Source organism: Streptomyces sp. NPDC001858 (assembly GCF_053594615.1).
Genome location: NZ_JBSFEV010000012.1, coordinates 99,351 through 118,379 on the forward strand (window position 1 = coordinate 99,351; position 19,029 = coordinate 118,379).

At 73.2% G+C, this 19,029-nt stretch carries 18 protein-coding genes; 11 read left to right on the plus strand and 7 right to left on the minus strand.

All coding sequences use genetic code 11. The annotated features are described in order from the left end of the window. Positions 1-190: 190 nt before the first annotated feature. Positions 191-895, minus strand: a complete 705-nt coding sequence (locus ACWCPF_RS19730; RefSeq protein WP_451046324.1) for a TetR/AcrR family transcriptional regulator — start codon at positions 893-895, stop codon at positions 191-193. A 120-nt stretch (positions 896-1,015) separates the two neighbouring features. Here ACWCPF_RS19730 and ACWCPF_RS19735 point away from each other — a divergent pair, with 120 nt between their 5' ends. Both ACWCPF_RS19735 and ACWCPF_RS19740 read left to right on the plus strand, forming a co-directional pair. After that, the gene (locus ACWCPF_RS19735; RefSeq protein ID WP_451046325.1) at positions 1,016-1,579 is read left to right on the plus strand and encodes an NADPH-dependent FMN reductase; all 564 of its coding nucleotides are present in this window, start codon (positions 1,016-1,018) and stop codon (positions 1,577-1,579) included. Positions 1,580-1,682: 103 nt separating this feature from the next. After that, positions 1,683-2,630, plus strand: coding sequence for an FkbM family methyltransferase (locus ACWCPF_RS19740; RefSeq protein ID WP_451046326.1), 948 nt, complete (start codon positions 1,683-1,685; stop codon positions 2,628-2,630). Between the two features lie 37 nt (positions 2,631-2,667). Here ACWCPF_RS19740 and ACWCPF_RS19745 read toward each other — a convergent pair whose 3' ends face one another. Next, positions 2,668-3,642, minus strand: coding sequence for a TerC family protein (locus ACWCPF_RS19745; RefSeq protein ID WP_451046327.1), 975 nt, complete (start codon positions 3,640-3,642; stop codon positions 2,668-2,670). Positions 3,643-3,902: 260 nt separating this feature from the next. Here ACWCPF_RS19745 and ACWCPF_RS19750 point away from each other — a divergent pair, with 260 nt between their 5' ends. After that, positions 3,903-4,880, plus strand: coding sequence for an alpha/beta hydrolase (locus ACWCPF_RS19750; RefSeq protein WP_451046328.1), 978 nt, complete (start codon positions 3,903-3,905; stop codon positions 4,878-4,880). 130 nt (positions 4,881-5,010) lie between these two features. Here ACWCPF_RS19750 and ACWCPF_RS19755 read toward each other — a convergent pair whose 3' ends face one another. Continuing rightward, complete coding sequence (locus tag ACWCPF_RS19755; RefSeq protein WP_451046329.1) at positions 5,011-6,378, minus strand: TerD family protein; 1,368 nt, start codon at positions 6,376-6,378, stop codon at positions 5,011-5,013. A 128-nt stretch (positions 6,379-6,506) separates the two neighbouring features. Between ACWCPF_RS19755 and ACWCPF_RS19760 the strand changes: the two genes are divergently transcribed. From ACWCPF_RS19760 to ACWCPF_RS19775, 4 genes are all read left to right on the plus strand, one after another. Next, complete coding sequence (locus tag ACWCPF_RS19760; protein ID WP_451046330.1) at positions 6,507-7,511, plus strand: helix-turn-helix domain-containing protein; 1,005 nt, start codon at positions 6,507-6,509, stop codon at positions 7,509-7,511. 171 nt (positions 7,512-7,682) lie between these two features. Continuing rightward, positions 7,683-8,849 (plus strand): ABC transporter substrate-binding protein, encoded by a 1,167-nt coding sequence (locus ACWCPF_RS19765; protein WP_451046331.1) that lies wholly within the window; start codon positions 7,683-7,685, stop codon positions 8,847-8,849. A 99-nt stretch (positions 8,850-8,948) separates the two neighbouring features. After that, positions 8,949-10,202, plus strand: coding sequence for a sensor histidine kinase (locus tag ACWCPF_RS19770; protein WP_451046332.1), 1,254 nt, complete (start codon positions 8,949-8,951; stop codon positions 10,200-10,202). Continuing rightward, a complete protein-coding gene (locus ACWCPF_RS19775; protein ID WP_451046333.1) occupies positions 10,199-10,843 on the plus strand; it encodes a response regulator in 645 nt (214 codons plus the stop codon). The genes ACWCPF_RS19770 and ACWCPF_RS19775 overlap by 4 nt, the downstream gene beginning before the upstream one ends. Before the next feature lie 55 nt (positions 10,844-10,898). Here the strand turns inward: ACWCPF_RS19775 and ACWCPF_RS19780 are convergent, their stop codons facing one another. Further along, positions 10,899-12,356, minus strand: a complete 1,458-nt coding sequence (locus ACWCPF_RS19780; protein ID WP_451046334.1) for an MFS transporter — start codon at positions 12,354-12,356, stop codon at positions 10,899-10,901. A gap of 149 nt (positions 12,357-12,505) precedes the next feature. Here ACWCPF_RS19780 and ACWCPF_RS19785 point away from each other — a divergent pair, with 149 nt between their 5' ends. Next, the gene (locus ACWCPF_RS19785; protein WP_450944778.1) at positions 12,506-12,961 is read left to right on the plus strand and encodes a MarR family winged helix-turn-helix transcriptional regulator; all 456 of its coding nucleotides are present in this window, start codon (positions 12,506-12,508) and stop codon (positions 12,959-12,961) included. 37 nt (positions 12,962-12,998) lie between these two features. On the opposite strand, the gene ACWCPF_RS19790 is transcribed toward ACWCPF_RS19785, so the two are convergent. From ACWCPF_RS19790 to ACWCPF_RS19800, 3 genes are all read right to left on the minus strand, one after another. Beyond that, positions 12,999-13,475 (minus strand): hypothetical protein, encoded by a 477-nt coding sequence (locus ACWCPF_RS19790; RefSeq protein ID WP_451046335.1) that lies wholly within the window; start codon positions 13,473-13,475, stop codon positions 12,999-13,001. A 103-nt stretch (positions 13,476-13,578) separates the two neighbouring features. Next, positions 13,579-14,634, minus strand: coding sequence for a threonine aldolase family protein (locus tag ACWCPF_RS19795; protein ID WP_451046336.1), 1,056 nt, complete (start codon positions 14,632-14,634; stop codon positions 13,579-13,581). Positions 14,635-14,647: 13 nt separating this feature from the next. Further along, entirely contained in the window at positions 14,648-15,298 is a 651-nt protein-coding gene (locus ACWCPF_RS19800; protein ID WP_451046337.1) for a TetR/AcrR family transcriptional regulator, read from the minus strand. 89 nt (positions 15,299-15,387) lie between these two features. On the opposite strand from ACWCPF_RS19800, the gene ACWCPF_RS19805 reads away from it, so the two are divergent. From ACWCPF_RS19805 to ACWCPF_RS19815, 3 genes are all read left to right on the plus strand, one after another. Then, a complete protein-coding gene (locus ACWCPF_RS19805) occupies positions 15,388-16,518 on the plus strand; it encodes a PP2C family protein-serine/threonine phosphatase (protein ID WP_451046338.1) in 1,131 nt (376 codons plus the stop codon). A 72-nt stretch (positions 16,519-16,590) separates the two neighbouring features. Further along, positions 16,591-17,316, plus strand: coding sequence for a response regulator transcription factor (locus tag ACWCPF_RS19810; protein WP_451046339.1), 726 nt, complete (start codon positions 16,591-16,593; stop codon positions 17,314-17,316). A gap of 10 nt (positions 17,317-17,326) precedes the next feature. After that, the gene (locus ACWCPF_RS19815; protein ID WP_451046340.1) at positions 17,327-18,859 is read left to right on the plus strand and encodes a sensor histidine kinase; all 1,533 of its coding nucleotides are present in this window, start codon (positions 17,327-17,329) and stop codon (positions 18,857-18,859) included. Positions 18,860-19,029: the final 170 nt, after the last annotated feature.

A 19,029-nucleotide genomic window follows, 5' to 3' on the forward strand; every position in this document is an offset into this window, starting at 1 on the left:
CGTGACGCATCTTGGCAGAAGCTGTGCACGACGTGTCGGGCGGGGGGACGCAGGGTGCGCCGGCGCGGCGCCGTCGTGGCTGGTCGCGCCCGCGCGGCGGAGCCGCAGATGTCAGCGCCCCGCGCCCCTTCGGGGCGCTGCCGACTTCGCCCGACCGGCTGGGCCCATCGCGGCACTCCCAGCGAAGCGCTCAGCCCCGGGCCGAGGGCACCGCACCGGTGACCGCACTGGTCACACCACTCGTCACCCCTGTGGTCATCCGGTCGACCAGTTCGGTCCAGCCGGCCTCCAGCCGGGCCGGCGGCATGCCGCACTCCCGGGTGAGGTAGTGCACCAGGACCGGGTTGAGATACCCCATCAGCGTGTGGGCGAGCAGTTCGCCGTCCGCGTCGGGCAGCGCCTGGCGCAGCAGCAGGGCCAGATGGCCGTGGTGGAAGCGGCGCACCGGCACCGAGTGGCGGCGGTCCGGTCCGGGCTCGGCCGCCAGCTGGAGGTCCAGCTCGTCGACGGTACGCCTCAGCAGGGCGATTCCGAAGGCCCGCAGCCGCTCCACGGGCGGCGCGCCCGGTCCCAGCGGCGGCGGACCGCCGAGGAAGGCGGCCTGGAACTTGCGCTCGGAGTGGTCCAGGAGCGCGGTCAGCAGCCCGGTGCGGTCGCCGAAGCGGCGGAACACTGTGCCCTTGCCCACCTTCGCCGCGCTCGCCACCGCCTCCATGGTGACGCCGGCCGCGCCGTGCTCGGCGATCAGACGGGCGGCCGCGTCCAGCAGCCGGGCCCGGTTGCGGGCCGCGTCGGCCCGCAGGCACGGCTCGTCGCCGGCAGACCCGAGCTGCAACAACTCGAGTTCGCCGGCCCCTTCCTCGGGCTCCGGAAAAGGCGGCAGCAGGCTGGACATGAACACAGCGTAAAGCACCGGGAATGAAACTGGACCGTGGTCCGGTTAGAGTGCTAGAACATTAAACGGACCCCGGTCCGGATTCGTTACGGCAATGTTTCAAGCTCTCTGGGAGTACCCATGTCTGTCCGCATCCTCGCGCTCGTCGGCAGCCTTCGCGCCGGTTCGACCAACCGCCAGCTCGCCGAGGCGGCTGTCAAGGTCGCTCCCGAGGGCGCCCAGATCGACCTCTACGAAGGCCTCGCCGAGATCCCCTTCTACAACGAGGACCTCGACGTCGAGGGCAGCGTCCCGGCCGCCGCCGCCAAGCTGCGCGAGACCGCCCAGTCCGCCGACGCGTTCCTGCTCTTCTCCCCCGAGTACAACGGCACGATCCCGGCCGTGCTCAAGAACGCCATCGACTGGCTGTCCCGCCCCTACGGCGCCAGCGGCTTCGGCGGCAAGCCCGTCGCCGTGATCGGCACCGCGTTCGGCCAGTTCGGCGGCGTCTGGGCGCAGGACGAGGCCCGCAAGGCCGTGAACATCGCCGGCGGCAAGGTGATCGAGGACCTGAAGCTCTCCATCCCGAGCTCCCTGACCCGCTTCGCGGAGACCCACCCGGTCGACGACGCCGAGGTCGTCGCCCAGCTGACCGAGGTCGTGGCCCGGCTGCACGGCCACGCGGGCGAGGTCGCTGCCGCCTGAGCGCACGGACGGATGACGGAAGGGGCCCGGCACTACTGCCGGGCCCCTTCCGTCGTCCCTCGACGTGCAGACCGCACCCGGTCGCGTCTGATAGGGCTGGGGGATGCGAACCCTGTATCGACGACTGCTCGCCCTGTTGCCTCGGATCGGCGTCGAGGTGACCGACCTCGGTCCGGGCACGGCGGTGGTCTCGCGGCGCGGCGGTCCGTACCGGGTGACCGGCACGGACAAGGACACCTGGGTACTGCGGCGGACGAAGGACGCGGCGCGCTCCGAGGTCGTCGAAGGCGGCGTCGTGCGGCTGGGCGACACCGGCGCCGTGCTGCTGATGGACGCCCCGGACCGGCAGGACGAGCGCAGACTGCAGCTGGCGGCGGCCGCGTATCTGTGCGCCCAGCACGTGGCCGCGATGCTGGAGCTCTACGGCGTGAACTGCGTCTTCGACGTCGGCGCCAACACCGGCCAGTACGCCAAGGGACTGCGCCGGCACGGCTACACGGGCCGGATCGTGTCCTTCGAGCCCACGTCGCAGGCGTTCGCCCGGCTGGAGACGGCCGCCGCGAACGACCCCGCGTGGCGGGTGCACCGGTGCGGGCTGGGCCGCGAGGAGAGCACGGCCGAGATCCACACCGGCTGGAAGACGATGAACTCCCTGCTCCCGGCCAGCGACTACGGCAAGGGCCGCTACAGCCGGTTCACGAAGCCCGACACCGAGGAGATCCGCGTCCGGCGGCTCGCGGAGGTCATGGACGAGGCGCTGGACGGCCTCGCCGACCCGCGCCCCTATCTCAAGATGGACACCCAGGGCTACGACCTGGAGGTCTTCGCCGGGGCCGGGGAGCGGACCGCGGAGTTCGTCGGGATGCAGTCCGAGGTGGCCGTGCTGAAGCTGTACGAGGGCAGCCCCGGCATGGGCGAGGCCGTCGCCGCCTACGAGGCCGCCGGATTCGGCATCACCGGCATGTACCCGGTGACCCGCGAGGCGGGCACCGGGCGGGTGATCGAGTTCGACTGCGTGCTGATGCGCGCGGACGCGGCGCCCACCCCGTAGCCCGGCGCGCCCGGGGAGCCGCCGCGCCCCGCCGCCGTCAGACCATGGAACCGGCCGCCGCCGCGGCCTCCTCCTGCCGCTTGGCGGCCCGCAGGCTGGTGACGGTCGTGACCGCGAGGACCAGCACGATGAAGCCGAGCGAGAACGGGATGCCGATCTCGGGCACGTGCACCCCGGACTCGTGCAGCGCGTGGAGCAGCAGCTTGACGCCGATGAAGCCCAGGATGATCGACAGCCCGTAGCTCAGATGGACCAGCTTCTTCAGCAGGCCGCCGATCAGGAAGTACAGCTGCCGAAGGCCCATCAGCGCGAAGGCGTTGGCCGTGAAGACGATGTACGGGTCGTCGGTCAGCCCGTAGATGGCGGGGATGGAGTCGAGCGCGAACAGCACGTCGGTGGAGCCGATCGCGAGCATCACGACCAGCATCGGGGTCATGACCCGCTTGCCGTTCTGCTCGACCCACAGCTTCGTGCCGTGGTAGCGGTCGGCCACGCCGAAGCGCTTCTCCACCGACTTGAGCAGCTTGTTCTCCTCGTACTCCGCCTCGTGCCCGCCGCTCTTCGCGTCCTGGATCAGCTTCCAGGCCGTCCAGATCAGGAACGCGCCGAAGAGGTAGAACACCCACGAGAACGTCGAGATGATCGCCGCGCCGGCCGCGATGAACAGGGTGCGCAGCACCAGGGCCATCAGCACGCCCACCATCAGCACCCGCTGCTGGTACTGCGTGGGCACCGCGAACTTGCCCATGATCAGGACGAACACGAAGAGGTTGTCCACGCTCAGCGACTTCTCGGTGATGTACCCGGCGAAGAACTCCCCGGTGGGTCTCCCGCCCCCGAAGAGGAACAGACCGAGTCCGAACAGACAGGCCAGGACGACCCAGACGACCGTCCAGACGCCGGCCTCCCGGACCGAGACGTCGTGCGGTGTGCGGCCGATGAGGAAGTCGACGGCGACCAGCGCGCACAGCGCGGCGACGGTCAGCAGCCAGACGGAGAGCGAGACGTTCACTGTGGGACTCCTGATACCTGTGTGGGGCCCTGATACCTGTGTGGGGGTGAAAATCGTTGTCGCAACGGCCGGATCCGTTCCACCCCGCACAGGTGAACAAAGGGTCATGTCCTGGCAAGCTGCGAAGGCGGACGGCGGCGGCAACGGCTGTCACCCGCCGAACGGCGGGCAGGTTCCGCCGGACGGCGGTGCTCCGGCGAGCGGCGGACGGGCCGAACATGGGCCGCACGAGTCGCAACAGGTCACGCGAGGAGAAGCCCATGACGTCCGTACCGCCGCCGCCCTTCGACCCCGAGCTCGCCGCCGCCCTGGAACTCATCAAGGAGTCGATCCAGCCGGGGATGAGCCCGGAGGACATCGAGGCCGTCCGCCAGGGGCCGGGCATCGCGCTCCTGGCCGACCTGGACCTGACCCTGGGCGGGGCCTTCGAGGTCGAGGACCGGACGGTGCCGGGGCCCGAGGGCGCCCCCGAGATCTCGCTGCTGATCTGCCGGCCCGCCGCGCCGGCTCCCGACCGGCCGCGGCCCGTCGTCTACCACGTGCACGGCGGCGGCATGGTCATCGGCAACAACCGGGTCGGCGTGGACGGGCCCCTGGAGTGGGCGCGGGAACTGGACATGATCGTGGTGTCCGTGGAGTACCGGCTGGCGCCCGAGCACCCGCACCCGGCGCCGATCGACGACGTGTACGCCGGTCTGCTGTGGACGGTGGAGCACGCGAAGGAGCTGGGCGCCGACCCGGAGCGGATCGTGATCGCCGGGGCCAGTGCGGGCGGCGGCCTCGGCGCCGCGCTCGGTCTGCTGCTGCGCGACCGTCAGGGGCCGCGGCCGCTGGGACAGCTGCTGCTGTGCCCGATGCTCGACGACCGCAACGACACCCCCTCCAGCCACCAGATGGCGGGCCTCGGCGTCTGGGACCGCACGGCCAACGCGACCGGGTGGGGCGCGCTGCTCGGCGAGCGGCGCGGCGGCCCGGACGTCTCCCCGTACGCGGCGCCCGCCCGTGCCGAGGACCTGAGCGCGCTGCCCCCGGCCTTCCTCGACGTGGGCTCCGCCGAGACCTTCCGGGACGAGGTCGTCGCGTTCGCCTCCCGGATCTGGCAGGCCGGCGGGGTCGCGGAGCTGCACGTGTGGCCGGGCGGCTTCCACGGCTTCGACGGCTTCGCCCCGCAGGCCGCGCTGTCGAAGTCGGCCCGCGCGGCCCAACTCGACTGGCTGCGCAGGCTGCTCGCCGAGTAGGCGCTCCGCTGGGAGCGCCTACGACGTGCCTGTGCCGTCGTTTCGGTGCGGCGCCGTCGTGGCTGGTCGCGCAGTTCCCCGCGCCCCTTTGGGGCGCTGCCGAACCGCAGCCGACCGCCCGGGCGGGGGCTCAGCGGCGTTTGAACTCCACCGGGCCTGCGTTCATCTCGATGGCGCCGTCGGGGTGCAGCACCGGTCGGCGTTCCGTCATGCGGGCGCTGTAGGCCTCGATGTGGTGGATCGCCGCGCCGTCGGCGGAGGTGAAGTCGACGAGCGCGATCGCCACCCAGTAGCGGGTCTTGGTGTTCTCGAAGAGCGGGACGGTGACGTTGGAGCCCCGGCCGTCGTCGACGACGACCTTCGCGCCGAAACTGCGGAACGAGCCGAAGCCGTTGCTGACCGCCGAGTACGCGCACAGCAGCACATAGCCCTGCTCGTCGGGGCGCGCGATCCGCACGGCCTCGCGGCCGGGGACCTTGGAGTCGCCGTCGAGGACGATGTACGGGCGGCTCCCGAGCGAGCCGAGCCGCTTGTAGTAGACGACGTCGGCCTTCTGCTTCTTGCCCTTCTGCACCGTGGCCCCGGCGGTGTGCTGCCCGCCGGGGCGCAGCGGCTCGCCCTGCGGAACGTGCCCGGACTTCACGAGGGCGCCGGGCGGCTGCGGGCCGCGCAGCGCCTTGCTCGCGGGCACGAAGAGGGCGTAGAGGTCGAGGTCGGCCCCGGCCCGGCGACGCCGGTCGCTGCCGCCGTCCCACTCCAGGGCGACGGTGACGACGAGCTCGCGGTCGGCCTTGTCCAGGCTCAGGGAGACCTGGCTGCCCTTGTCGAGGCTGATCTTCCCGAGCGGCGGCTTGACCAGGCTCGGCCGGGGCGGGGCGGCAGCAGCAGCGGCGACCGGGGGCGCGGCGGGCGGCGGCGCGGCGGGCGCCGGTGTCTGCTCGGGCGCGGGCTCCGGCGCGTCGTCCTCCTGCGCGACGTCTATGCCGAAGTCGGTGGCGAGACCGGCGAGTCCCTCGGCGTAGCCCTGGCCGATGGCGCGCAGCTTCCACGCGTCGCCGCGCCGGTACAGCTCGGTCAGCAGCACCGCGCGTTCGCCGTCGGTGAGGGCCGGCGGCCGGAAGACGACCGCTTCGCCGCCCTCCTGCACGGCACGCACCTCGACGTTCTTCACCTCGCTGAACGTGCGTGTGCGGTCGTCGGGGTCGCAGCTGGCCACCAGCACGACCCGGTCGACGTCCGCGGGCAGCGCCGCCGGGTCCACCTCGACGCGCTCGGGGCCGTCGGCGTCGGCGGTCCGGTGCCGTACGGCGTCGGACTCCGCGGAGGGCTGGTTGTAGAAGACCAGGTCGTCGTCGGATCTCACCTTGCCGTCCGCCGCGACGAGCAGCGCGCTCAGGTCGACCTGGTCGCCCTGCGCGAACAGCTCCATCCGCACCGGTCCGGCCCCCAGCGCCGTGTTCCCGCCCTTGCCCAGCTCCGGCATGTCGCCCACCCCCACGCGATCTCCGTCGGTTTTACCGCCACTTTGCCATACCTGGCCGGGAATCGACCGTCCGTGCGAGCACCTGGCGGGAAGCAGCGGCCGGCCCCCTCCTCGCGGGTGCCCGCATGGCGCATCATGGCCGTATGAAAGAGCTGGCCGGGCGCCTGACCGCGCTCGACCCGGACGCCGGCGCCGCCGTGCGGGTCATCGCCTACTTCGACCGGCTGGCCGAGTCCCGGGCCGGGGTGGAGGCGCTGGTGCGCGGGGCCGCGGTGCTCGCCGGGGTGCCCGCCCGGCTCGTCGACGCCGACCGGCGGGTGCGGATCCGGGTGGAGGCCGACGGCACGCGCCGGGACACGGACCTGCCGGCGGACCCGGCCTGGCCGTCCGCCGGACTGACGCCCGAGGGCCCTCCCGCCCTGTGGCTGGAACGCGCCGGCGCCGAGCCCAGCGTGGTGGACGCCGTGATCCTGGAACGGGCGGCCGGGGTGGCCCGGCTGGTCCTCGACCGCACCCGCGGACGCGCGCCGCTGGACGATCCCGCCTTGGTCGAGACCCTCCTCGACGCCACGGCCGCCGAACCGGCGCGGCTGCACGCGGCCCGCCGCCTAGGCCTCGACCCCGCCGCCCCGGCCCGCGCCCTGGCCACCCCCGGCGGCCGGCCCCGGGTGCTGCCCGCGGACGGCCGACCGGTCGGCGCCGTGGGCGCGGCGCCCGTCGGCCGGGCCGGTTACGGGCCGGCCGTGCCCGTCGCGGAGCTGCCCCGTTCCTGGGCCGCGGCCCGCACCGCGCTCCGGTTCACCGCGGACGGCACCGCGCAGGACCCCGGTCCCCGGGTCGTCTACGCCGACGAACTCGGCAGCATCGCCCTGCTGGCGGACCTCGTGCTGCCGGGGGCCGAGCCTCCGCCGGACGTCCACGCGGTCGAGACGGCCGCCGCGGACGCCCCCTGGCTGCTCGCGACCCTGTACGCCGTCACCGCCACGGCGAGTCTGCGGGCGGCGGCGGCCGAGGCGAACGTCCACCACTCCACGCTCCAGGACCGGCTGACGCACGCCGAGCAGCTGCTGGGGTGGGCGGTGCGCACACCGCAGGGGCGGCTGCGGCTGCAGCTCGCGCTGACGATGCGGCGGTTGGCGCGGCCGTAACGTCCGCAGCCAGGGAGGCCGTTCAACCGTTCGGTTGAACGGGGGTTCCACCGCACGCGGGGCGTTCGATCCGTCCGGACGACGCGCGGCACAGACGGGGCACAGCAGAATCGGCTTCGACCGAGGCGCCCGGTCCCCATCCCCCGTCAGCAGCAGAGAGGTCTCCCCGACATGCCCAGCTCCGCCGGCTCTCCCAGCAGAAGGCGTCTCCTCGTGACCGGTGCGGGCGCCGCCCTCGGCGTCGGCGCCCTCGGCGCCTCGCCCGCCGCCGCCACTCCCGCCACTCCCGCCGCTTCCGTTTCCTCCTCCGGCCGTCGGAGCGCCGACGCCGAGGAGACCCGGTCGCTCGACGAGCTGTACCGGGCCGCGCTCGCCGAGGGCGGCAAGCTCGTCGTCTACGCCGGCGGGGACACCCCGACCCAGCAGGACGGCACCAAGGCCGCCTTCCTCAAGGCCTTCCCGGGCATCGACCTGAAGCTGATCGTGGACTACAGCAAGTACCACGACGTCCGCGTCGACAACCAGTTCGCCACCCGCACCCTCGTCCCGGACGTCGTCCAGCTCCAGACTCTCCAGGACTTCGTCCGCTGGAAGTCCCAGGGCCGGCTGCTCGCCTACCGGCCCGCCGGGTTCTCCAAGGTCCACGAGGGCTTCAAGGATCCGCAGGGCGCGTGGGTCGCCATCGGGGCGATCGGCTTCAGCTTCATGTACGGGCCCGGCGCGGTCGGCCCGGACGCGCCGCGCACCCCGCTGGACCTGCTCGACCCGAAGTGGAAGGGGAAGATCGCGTCGTCGTTCCCGCACGACGACGACGCGGTGCTCTTCCTGTACTCCCTCTACGTCAAGCACTACGGCTGGGACTTCGTGGCCCGGCTGGCCGCGCAGGACGTCCGGTTCGCCCGCGGCAGCAACTCGCCCGGGGACGCTGTGCGCGCCGGGCAGTACGCGATCGGCGTCGGCGGCTCGGGCTCGGCGCTGGCCACCGGCCCGGTGAAGTGGGTGCTGCCGGACAGCGCCCCGTTCATGGCGTGGGGTCAGCGGGCGGCGATCCTGAAGGCGGCGAAGAACACCGCGACCGCCAAGCTCTACCTCAACTGGCAGCTGTCCGCGGCCACGCAGGGGGCGTCCTTCAGCGGCTGGTCGGTGCGCACCGACATCACTCCCCCGGCCGGTCTGAAGCCGGTCTGGGAGTACCCGAACGCCAACGTCGACGGCTTCCCCCGCTTCATGTCCGACCGGGCCGAGGTGGAGCGGCTGAAGCAGACGTTCGCGCTGTACTTCGGCGAGGTGAAGGGCGACCCGACCCCGGGCTTCCTCGGGCTGCGCCCGGGCGCCTGACCGAGGGCGGCGGACCCCACCCGTCCTCACACGGTCCCTACAGGCGGCGGATAGACTCGGACCCCCGTTCGAACGGATCATCGTCCAAGGGGATCTGCCGTGTCCGACCGTGCTCCCGCCCGTGGTTCCGGCGCTGTGAGAGCCGTCCGCGCGAGCCGGCCGACGCCCGCCCACTTCGCCCATCTGACGTTCTTCGTCGTCGTGGGCGCCGGGCTGGTCCGGCTGGAGCGGCTGAGAATCGGCCTGTGCTGGGACATCGTCACCGTCAGCGGGCTGCTCGCGCTGGTGTACGCGGGCGGGCTCGCGGCCGGGGAGCGGCTCGGGCGGATCGGCCGCCCGCTGTGGATCGCGGCCCTGGTGACGCTGTGGACGACGCTGGTCTCCCTCGCCCCGCAGTCGCTCACGGCCGCCTATGTGTGGTGTGCGGTGCCCCTGGCCTGTGTCGCGCTGCGGGCGCTCGGCCGGCGGGCGGCCGGGGCGGCGCTGGCCGTGCTGACCGTCGTCCTGGCCGCTCAACTCGTGCGCAGCACGGGCTCGTTCGACCCGGAGATCGTCCTGATCCCGGTGGCGGCCGTGTGGGGCACCGTCGCCCTCTACCGCACCCAGCAGCGCGACGCGGCCGAACGGCTGCGGCTGGTCGAGGAGTTGCGGGGCACCCGGGATGTGCTGGCCCGGCAGCAGCGGCAGGCCGGGGTGCTGGCCGAGCGGGCCCGGATCGCCCGGGACCTGCACGACACGCTGGCCCAGGAGCTCTCGGGCGGGGTGATGCTGCTGCAGGCCGCCGACCGCGACTGGGACACGCGTCCGGAGGTGGCCCGCACCCGGCTGCGGACGGTCGCCGACGGATTGCACGCCAATCTCGCCGAGACCCGCAGGATCATCAGCGATCTGACGCCGGCGGCCGTGGACGAGGCCGGTCTGGAGGGCGCGCTGCGGCTGCTGTGCGCGCGGGCCGAGGCGGAGGGCGCGGCGGCCCGGGTGCGGTTCCGCTCGGTGGGCGAGCCTCGGCCGGCCCTGGACGGGCAGTCGGCGGCGACCCTGTTCCGGGTCGCGCAGAGCACGCTGGCCAATGTGCGCGAGCACGCGCGTGCGGTGAACGTCCTGGTCACGCTGCACGGGCACGCGGACCGGGTGGAGCTGGAGGTGCGCGACGACGGCGCGGGCTTCGAGCCCGGCCGGATCGGCGTCCCGTCCCAGAGCTCCCGTGGGCTCGGGCTGCCCGCCGCCCGGGCGCGGCTGCGCGAATGCGGCGGCGATCTCGACATCGGCAGCGCACCGGGCCACGGCACCCGGCTGCGCGCGACCGTCCCGACCCGGCCCGCGACCCGCCCGGCCCCGGCGACCGTCCGGTGACCGGGGTGCCGTTGCGGCTGGTGCTGGCGGACGACCATGTCGTCGTACGGGCCGGGTTGCGGGCCTTGCTGGAGGGCGAGCCGGGTGTCGAGGTGGTGGCCGAGGCGGGGAGCGGGGAGGAGGCCGTGCGGCTCGCGGCGCGGCTGGCGCCCGACGTGGTGCTGATGGATCTGCGGTTCGGCGGCGGCGGTGGCATCGACGGCATCGAGGCGGTGCGCCGGCTGGCGGGCGAGGCTCCCGGGGTGCCGGTGGTGATGCTGACGAGTTACTCGGGCCGGGCCGATGTCGTGCGGGCGCTGGAGGCGGGGGCCCGGGGGTATGTGCTGAAGGCGGGTCCGCCCGAGGAGCTGTTCCGGGCGGTGCGCGGGGCCGCGGCCGGGGCGTTGGGGCTCGCGCCGGAGGTGATGGACGAGCTGGTCGGCCAAGTGGTCGCGCCCGAGCGGGAGTTGAGCGGCCGGGAGGTGGAGGTGGTGCGGCTGCTGGCCGACGGCCTGAGCAACCGGTCCATCGCCGAGGCGCTGTTCCTGAGCGAGGCCACCGTCAAGACGCATCTGGTGCGGGTCTACCGCAAGCTGGGCGCGGAGAACCGGGCAGCGGCGGTGTCGGAGGCGGTGCGCAGGGGGCTGCTGGACCTGGCGTGAGACCGCGAAAGGGGCGCCCGGTACGACACGGGCGCCCCTTTCGTGCCGCGGCGGATCAGACCTTGGCCTGCTCCGGTGCGGTGACCGGTGCGGCCGGGTCCTCGTCGGCCGCGGTCTTGCGCAGGGCGGGGATGACGGCCGCGATGGCCCCGGAGACCAGGGCGAGTCCGCCGCCGACGAGCAGCGCGGTGCGGAAGCCGTCCTCGGAGGCGAAGGTGTGGCCGCCCATGGTGGTGGTCAGCTGGGAGAGGATCACACCGATGACGGCGGCGCCGATCGAGGTGCCGAGCGAGCGCATCAGGGTGTTGAAGGCGTTGGCGGCGGCGGTCTCGGTCAGCGGCACCGAGCCCATGATCAGGGCGGGCATGGCGCCGTAGGCGAGGCCCACACCGCTGCTGGTGATGATCGTGACCAGCATGACGCCCCAGGCGGAGCCGATCAGGGCCAGCGAGACGAAGTAGCCGGCGGCCAGCACCAGGGCGCCGCAGACCAGCGTGAACTTCGGACCGCGGGCGTTGGTGAGCTTTCCGCCGAGGGGGGAGACGATCATCATCATGACGCCGCCGGGCGCCATCCACAGACCGGCCGCGAGCATCGACTGGCCGAGGCCGTAGCCGGTGGCCTCGGGGAACTGCAGCAGCTGCGGCATCACCAGCAGGCTCGCGTACATGCCGAAGCCGATGAAGACCGAGGCGATGTTGGTGAAGAGCACCCGGGGGCGGGCGGTGGTGCGCAGGTCGATCAGCGGGTCGGTGGTGCGCAGCTCCCACACGCCCCAGCCGAACAGCGCCAGGGCGGCGACGGCGAACAGGCCGAGCGTCGTGCCGGAGGCCCAGCCCCAGTCGGCGCCCTTGGAGATCGCGAGCAGCAGGGCCACCAGGCCGACGCCGAGGCCGATCGCGCCGGGCAGGTCGAAGCGCTGGCCCTTGGCGCCGGCGGGGACGTCCGGGACGAACACGAAGATCAGGACGGCGACGACGGCGGCCAGGGCGGCGGCGCCCCAGAACAGCACCCGCCAGTTCGCGTACTGGGCGACCGCCGCCGCCACCGGCAGCCCGATGGCGCCGCCGATGCCCATGGAGGCGCTGACCAGCGCGATGGCGCCGCTGAGCTTCTCGGCCGGTACGACGTCCCGCAGCAGGGCGATGCCGAGGGGCACCATGCCCATGCCCATGCCCTGCAGACCGCGGCCCACGATCATCGTCACGACGTCGGAGGCGAACGCGCACACCACAGAGCCCACGACCAGCGGCACGGAGCAGGCGAGCAGCATCTTGCGCTTGCCGACCAGGTCGCCGAGGCGGCCGACGACCGGCACGCACACGGAGGCCACGAGCAGGGTCACCGTGATCACCCAGGCGGCGTTCGAGGACGAGGTGTCCAGGATCTGTGGCAGCTCGGCGATCAGGGGCGTGACCAGGGTCTGCATGACCGCCGCGGTGGTGCCGGCGAAGGCCAGCGTGGCGATCACGGCTCCTGGGCGGGCCGTGGGCTGGGGGGCGGGGGCGCCCATGGGGACTCCTCGAACGTGGGTGCGCGGTGAAGGATCTCTGCTGCGATGGATGTGCATCGTACATGTCGTATGTATCGAGCACATGACATGGCGCATGCACACCGGTGTGCCAGGATGGTGCGAGCGCAGCGAAGCAGGAGGTCGGGCACATGGAGACGCCGGCGCACGAGGTCGAGTACGAGCAGATGCTGCTGAGCCGCCACTCGTTCCTGAACCAGCGGGGCGGCCGTCGCAAGAACAGCGTCATGGAGCGCAGCGCGTACATCATGCTGAGCCGGATCCGGATGCAGGGACCCATGTCGATCGGGGAACTCAGCGACGCCTTCGGTCTGGACGCCTCCACGCTGAACCGGCAGACCGCGGCGGCGATGCGGGCGGGGCTCCTGGAGCGGATCCCCGACCCGGAGGGCGGGATGGCGCGCAAGTTCCGGCTCACCGAGGAGGGCGACCGGCTGCTCGACGCGGAGCGGGAGGGGATCGTGGAGATCCTGGGCGAGGTGATGGCCGACTGGTCCGACGAGGACATCGCCGCCTTCGCGGCCTATCTGCGGCGCTTCAACTACGGCATCGAGGCGATCGGCGCGCGCCCCTGGCCGCGCCCGTAGCCGACCGGCGTCCGCACCCCCACCCCCGTCACACCCGTCACGACGTGGTCGGGACCGCGCTCGGGCCCGTGCCGCCCAGCTGCTGGATGGTCCCGCCGAGCTTGGGGCGCAGTTCGGTCAGTTTCTTCGGCTGCGCGCTGATGACCCAGCGGGAGCCGACCAGGTACTGGCCGCCGTAGACGCTGGCGGCGTCCAGCCAGGTCTCCTTCAGCTGCTCCTCGGGGAACGTGGTGATGAAATAGTCCGCCTCCTCGGTGTGGCAGACGCCCTGGCGCAGCTCCTCCGCCTCGATGCGGATCTTGGCCGTGCAGCCGGTCAGCCCCGCGATCACCTCGACCTTCGCGGGCGCGACGACGCCGGCCTCGGGGGCGGCGGTCACCGTGGTCGGCGTCGGCGTGGCCTTCGCGGCGGCGTCGTCCCCGCCGCCGCTGCACGCGGTGACGAGGGAGAGCAGGGCCAGGCTGCCGGCCAGGGCGGCGGCGCGCACACGGCGGGACAGGGGCTGCTGAAGCACGTACGACTCCGTATCAGGCGCTCTGCCCGTCCGCGCCTGTGGACGGGCGTTCACCAGGGGATACGCGCGAACGGCGGGGCCCGTTCAACCGTCCGGCCGGGGATCAGAGGGCGTGTCGGCGGACGTCGGCGAGGAGGCCGTCGACGTCCTGCGGGGTCGTGGCGAAGGAGGTGACGAAGCGGACCACGCCGGGCTCCCAGCGGTCGTGGTAGAAGGCGTAGCCGTCCGCCAGGAGCGCCTCGGTGATGCGGTGGGGCAGGCGGCAGAAGACGATGTTGGCGTCGGCCGCGCCGAGCAGGCCGACCTCGGGTATCGCGGCGAGACCCTGCTGGAGCCGGGCGGCCATGGCGCCCGCGTGGGCGGCGTTGCGCAGCCACAGGCCGTCGGTGAGGTAGGCGTCGAGCTGGGCCGCGTGGAAGCGCATCTTCGACGCGAGCTGTCCGGCGCGCTTGGCGCGGAAGGAGAGTTCGGCGGTGCGCGAGCGGTCGAAGACGACGATCGCGTCGGCGGTCATCGTGCCGTTCTTGGTGGCCCCGAAGGACAGCAGGTCGACGCCGGCCCGCCAGGTCAGCTCGGCGGGGGTGCAGCCGAGGGCGGCGACGGCTCCGGCGAACCGGGCGCCGTCCATGTGCAGGCCCAGCCCGGCCTCCCGGGCGATCGAGCCGAGGGTGCGGATCTCGTCGAGGGTGTAGACCGCGCCGGTCTCCGTGGCCTGGGTGACGCTCACGACCGAGGGTTCGACGCTGTGCACGTCCCCGGCCTTGTGCCGGACGGCCGCGCGCAGTTCGTCGGGGTCGATCTTGGCGTCGGCGCCGCCGAGCGGGACGAGCTTGGCGCCCGCCGTGAAGAACTCGGGCGCGCCGCACTCGTCGTTGTTGATGTGGCTGTCGCGGTGGCACAGCACGCTCCCCCAGGGCGGGGTGAGCGCCGCCAGGCTCAGGGCGTTCGCGGCGGAGCCGGTGGAGACCGGCAGGACGTCGACCTCGCGCTCGAAGACCTCGGCGAGGCGGCGGCGGACCGCGGCCGTGCTGTCGTCGGCCCCGTAGGGCAGCGCCTGTCCGGCGGCCGCCCGGGTCACGGCCTCGATGATCTCCGGGGAGGCGCCGGCGGCGTTGTCGCTGCTGAAGACGCGTGCGGTGGGGGTGACGGTGGTGCTCATGGGGCCTCGGTCCTCACTGGTGGTCGCGGCGCGGGTCGGCCGCGTGGATGAGCTGGCGCAGCGCGCCGTGGTAGACCTCGTGGTCGGTCAGGGCGGGCACGAGCGTCGCGAGTTGGCCGGTCAGCACCGGGAACGTCTCGGGGTCGAGCGCGGCGAGGGCGGTGCGGGCCGCCGCGCCGGTGGACTTCGGGTCGCGGTGGTCGACGAAGCTCGCGCTGCCGAGGGTGAGCAGGTACATCCGCCGGTACGCGGTGATCGCGGCCTCGGGGGTCATCCCGGCCGCGAGGCTGTCGGCGAGCTGGGGTTCGACCAGGCGGGCCAGCAGGTTCGGGCTCAGCCAGGGGCGGGCGCCGCGCAGGGCGAGCAGTCCGGGATGCTCCGCCAGCAGCCGGTACAGCGCGGTGAACCGGGTCCGGGTGGCGGTCGCCCAGTCGGTGCCGGGCGCGATCTCGGGCAGCCGGGCGGCGAGGTGGTCGGTGCACAGGTCCAGCAGTCCGGCCAGGTCGGTGCAGCGGCGCTGGAGGGAGGCGAGGGAGATCTCCAGGCGCGCGGCCAGCGCCCGGAAGGTGAGCGCCTCGGGGCCGCCCTCGTCGACCAGGAGCAGGGCGGTCTCGGCGATGCGGTCCGGTGTCGCACGGTCCAGCGAAGGGGAATGGCGAGGCATACGGGTCATTGTACGGTACGCCGTATCGCAACGGTGGTCGGCGAGCTGTCTAAGCTGGCAGAGAGATCATCACCTGCGCGGGAGTTCCCATGTTCGGTACCCGTCGGAAGCGGACCGCCGTCGCCCTCGACGCCCTCGACGCGATCGAGCCCCCGGGCAACGCCGAGACGGTCCTCGGCGTGCTGACGGTGACGCTCCTGGTGGAGCTGCTCGGCATCCTGTCCGGCTCCGAGGTGTGGCTGCTCGGGCTGCTGATCTTCCTGCCGAGCGCGGCGTCGGCGGTGTGCACGGTCCAGCAGACGCGGTTCATCGCCGCGTGGACGGTCCTCTTCGTCACCGCCACGGTGGTGGTGCGGGCCCCCGCGGGCGGCCGCTGGATGGACCGGGCGCTGCTGGTGCTGCTCACCCTCGCCCTGGGGGCCGTCTCCGTCTACGCCTGCCACCGGCGCATCGGACGCGAGCGCGAGATGCTGCGGCTGCGCTCCACGGCCGCCGCCATGCAGCGGCACATCCTGCACCCCCTGCCGCTGCTCACCGACGACGTCCTGGTCAACGGCGTCTACGAGCCCGTGCAGGAGGACCGGCTGGTCGGCGGCGACATCTACGACGTCGTCGACTCGCCCTGGGGCACCCGGGTGCTGATCGGGGACGTGCAGGGCAAGGGGCTCGCCGCGGTGGGCGCCGCGTTCGCCGTCATCGGGGCCTTCCGGGAGGCCGCCCACCGCGAGCCCACGCTCACCGCGCTGGTCGACGCCCTGGACGCCGCGGTCGTCCGGCACAACTCCTACGCCGAGCAGACCGGCGACGACGAACGGTTCGTCACCGCCCTGATCGTCTGCGTCGACGCGGGCCCGGAGGCGCAGGTGGTCAACTGCGGCCATATTCCGCCCCGGTTGATGAACGACGGCGCCGTCACCACGCCCGCGCTGGACTCCGGCGTCCCGCTCGGGCTCGCCGAACTGGCCGCCGAGCCCACGACCGTGGACTGGTTCGACTTCCCGCCCGGCTCGACGCTCGTGCTGACCACCGACGGCCTCACCGAGACCCGCGCCGCCGACGGCACGTTCTACCCGGTCGACGAGCGCCTGATGAAACAGCTCGACGTCTCCCCCACCGAACTGCCCCGGGCCCTGCACAAGGACGCCCGCGCGTTCGCCGGGGACGGCCGCCGCCACGACGACGTCGCCGTCCTGACCGTCCGCCGCTCCCCACGCCTGTGACCACGGGACACGCACAGCCCACGCACATCGTCCTCATGGCGGACCGAGAGCGAACCGCGAGAGGCTCGCTCCATGTCCGGCACCTCCGCTCCCCGTGACGGCACGGTCCGCGTGCTGATAGTCGACGACGAGCCCGAGCTCACCGAGCTGCTGTCCGCGGCCGTGACCGAGGCGGGCTGGCGATCCTTCACCGCCGGGAACGGCCGCACCGCGCTGCGCCTCGCGCGCGACTGCGCCCCGCACGTCGTCGTCCTCGACGGGATGCTGCCCGACGTCGACGGGGTCCAGGTGCTGCGCCGGCTGCGCAGCGAGAACGCCCGGCTGCCCGTGCTGATGCTCACCGCCCGCGACGCGCTGGAGCACCGCATCGACGGGCTGTCGGCCGGCGCGGACGACTACGTGACCAAGCCGTTCTCCCTGGAGGAGGTCGTCCTGCGGCTGCGCGGTCTGCTGCGCCGGGCCCGCCCCGCCGAGACGTCCGAGCGCGGCGCCGTGCTGACGCTGGGGGACCTCGTGCTGTCCGAGGGCACCCGCGAGGTGCAGCGCGCCGGCGTCCCCGTCACGCTCACCACCAAGGAGTTCGACCTCCTCCGGTTCCTGATGAGCCATCCGCACCAGGTGCTCAGCAAGACCCAGATCCTCGACCACGTCTGGAACGCCTCGTTCGACGGCGAGGGGAACCTGGTCGAGGTCTACATCCACGGCCTGCGCGCGAAGATCGACAAGGGACGGGCGCCGATGCTGCGCACCGTGCGCGGGGTGGGGTACGCGATCAGGGCCGCCGACGAGTGGACGTGACGAAGTGGACGTGACGGAGCTGCGCCTCGGCCGGCGTTCGCTGCGGGTCCGGCTCGTGCTGTTCGTCTCGGCGACCCTGGTCGTCGTGTGCGCGGCCATGGCGCTGACCACGGTCCTCGTCCAGCGCGCCCATCTCCTGGGCGCGCTGGACCAGCGCGTCACCGACGCCGCCGAGCGCAGCCAGGGCGGGTTGCAACGCCGGACGGGCGGCGCGACGGATCTGGGGTTCCTCAACGAGCGGGGGCAGCCGGCCGGCACGCTGGCCGCCCGGCTCGCGGACGGCGAGGTGATCGCCGCCGAGGTGGTGACCGCGGACGGCCGGCAGCAGGTGCTCACCGCCGCCCAGCTCACCGCCCTGAAGGGGATCACCGCGGACGGGTCGCTGCACACCCGCACCGTTCCCGGCTTCGGCACGTACCGCCTCACCGCGCTCGGCGGCGACGGGGTCCCCGTCCTGGCCGGGCTGCCGACGGCCGACGTCCAGCAGGCGATCGACCGGCTGGTCGTCGTCGAGACGGTGATCGGCGCCGTCGGACTGGCCGCCGCGGCCTGCATCTCCGCGCTGGTCATCCGGCGGCAGCTGCGCCCGCTGGGTCGGGTCGCGGCGACCGCCGCCGAGGTCGCCCGAGTGCCGCTGGACCGCGGCGAGGTCGCCGCGCTCGCCCGCGTCGCCCCGCGGGACACCGATCCCGGCACCGAGGCCGGCCAGGTCGGCGTCGTGCTCAACCGGCTCATCGACCACGTCGAGTCCTCGCTCGCCGAACGCCGGCGCACCGAGGAACGCATGCGCCGCTTCCTCGCCGACGCCAGCCATGAACTGCGCACCCCGCTCGCCTCCATCGCCGGCTACGCGGAATACATGAAGGGCGACAGCGACCACCGGACGATCGACCCGGAGCTCGCCTGGCGCCGCGTCTCCGCGCAGTCGGCCCGGATGACCGGCCTGGTCGAGGACCTGCTGCTGCTCGCCCGACTCGACGAGGGACGGCCGTTGCAGCGGACGGAGGTGAACCTGGCGACGCTGGTCGCGGAGGCCGTCTGGGACGCGCAGGCCGCGGGGAGCGAGCACGAATGGCAGCTCTCGCTGCGGCTCGACGGGCCCGTGTCCGTCGTCGCCGATCCCTCCCGGCTGCATCAGGTGGTGGCCAACCTGCTGGCCAACGCCCGGGTGCACACACCCGCCGGCACGAAGATCACCGTCGTGGTGGAGAGCGTCGCGCCTTCGCCGGCCGACGGTACGGGGTCCGGCAGTACGGGGTCCGGCAGTGCGGAGTCGGGCAGTACGGAGTCCGGCGGCAGGCAGTGCGTGATCCGGGTACGGGACGACGGGCCGGGCATCCCGCCCGAGCTGCTCCCCACCATCTTCGAACGCTTCACCCGCGCCGACGGCTCCCGCTCCCGTACCTCCGGCGGGGAGGGCGGCACCGGCCTGGGGCTGGCCATCGCGGCGGCGCTCACGGAGGCGCACGGCGGCCGCATCGAGGTGCGCAGCGAGCCGGGCGTCGGCGCCGAGTTCACGGTCACGCTCCCCGTGACCGCCTGATCCGAACTCTAAGGGCTCTCACAGAACCGCAGTTCAGAACGTGTACGCGCATGCCCTGTGGGCGGTTTGCGCCCGTCGTCCGGCCCGCACTTCAGGCCTGCCTAAGGTCGCTGGACCACAGTGATCACCGGGCGGCCGTCCAGCGTGGATGTGCCCATGACGAAGGGAGT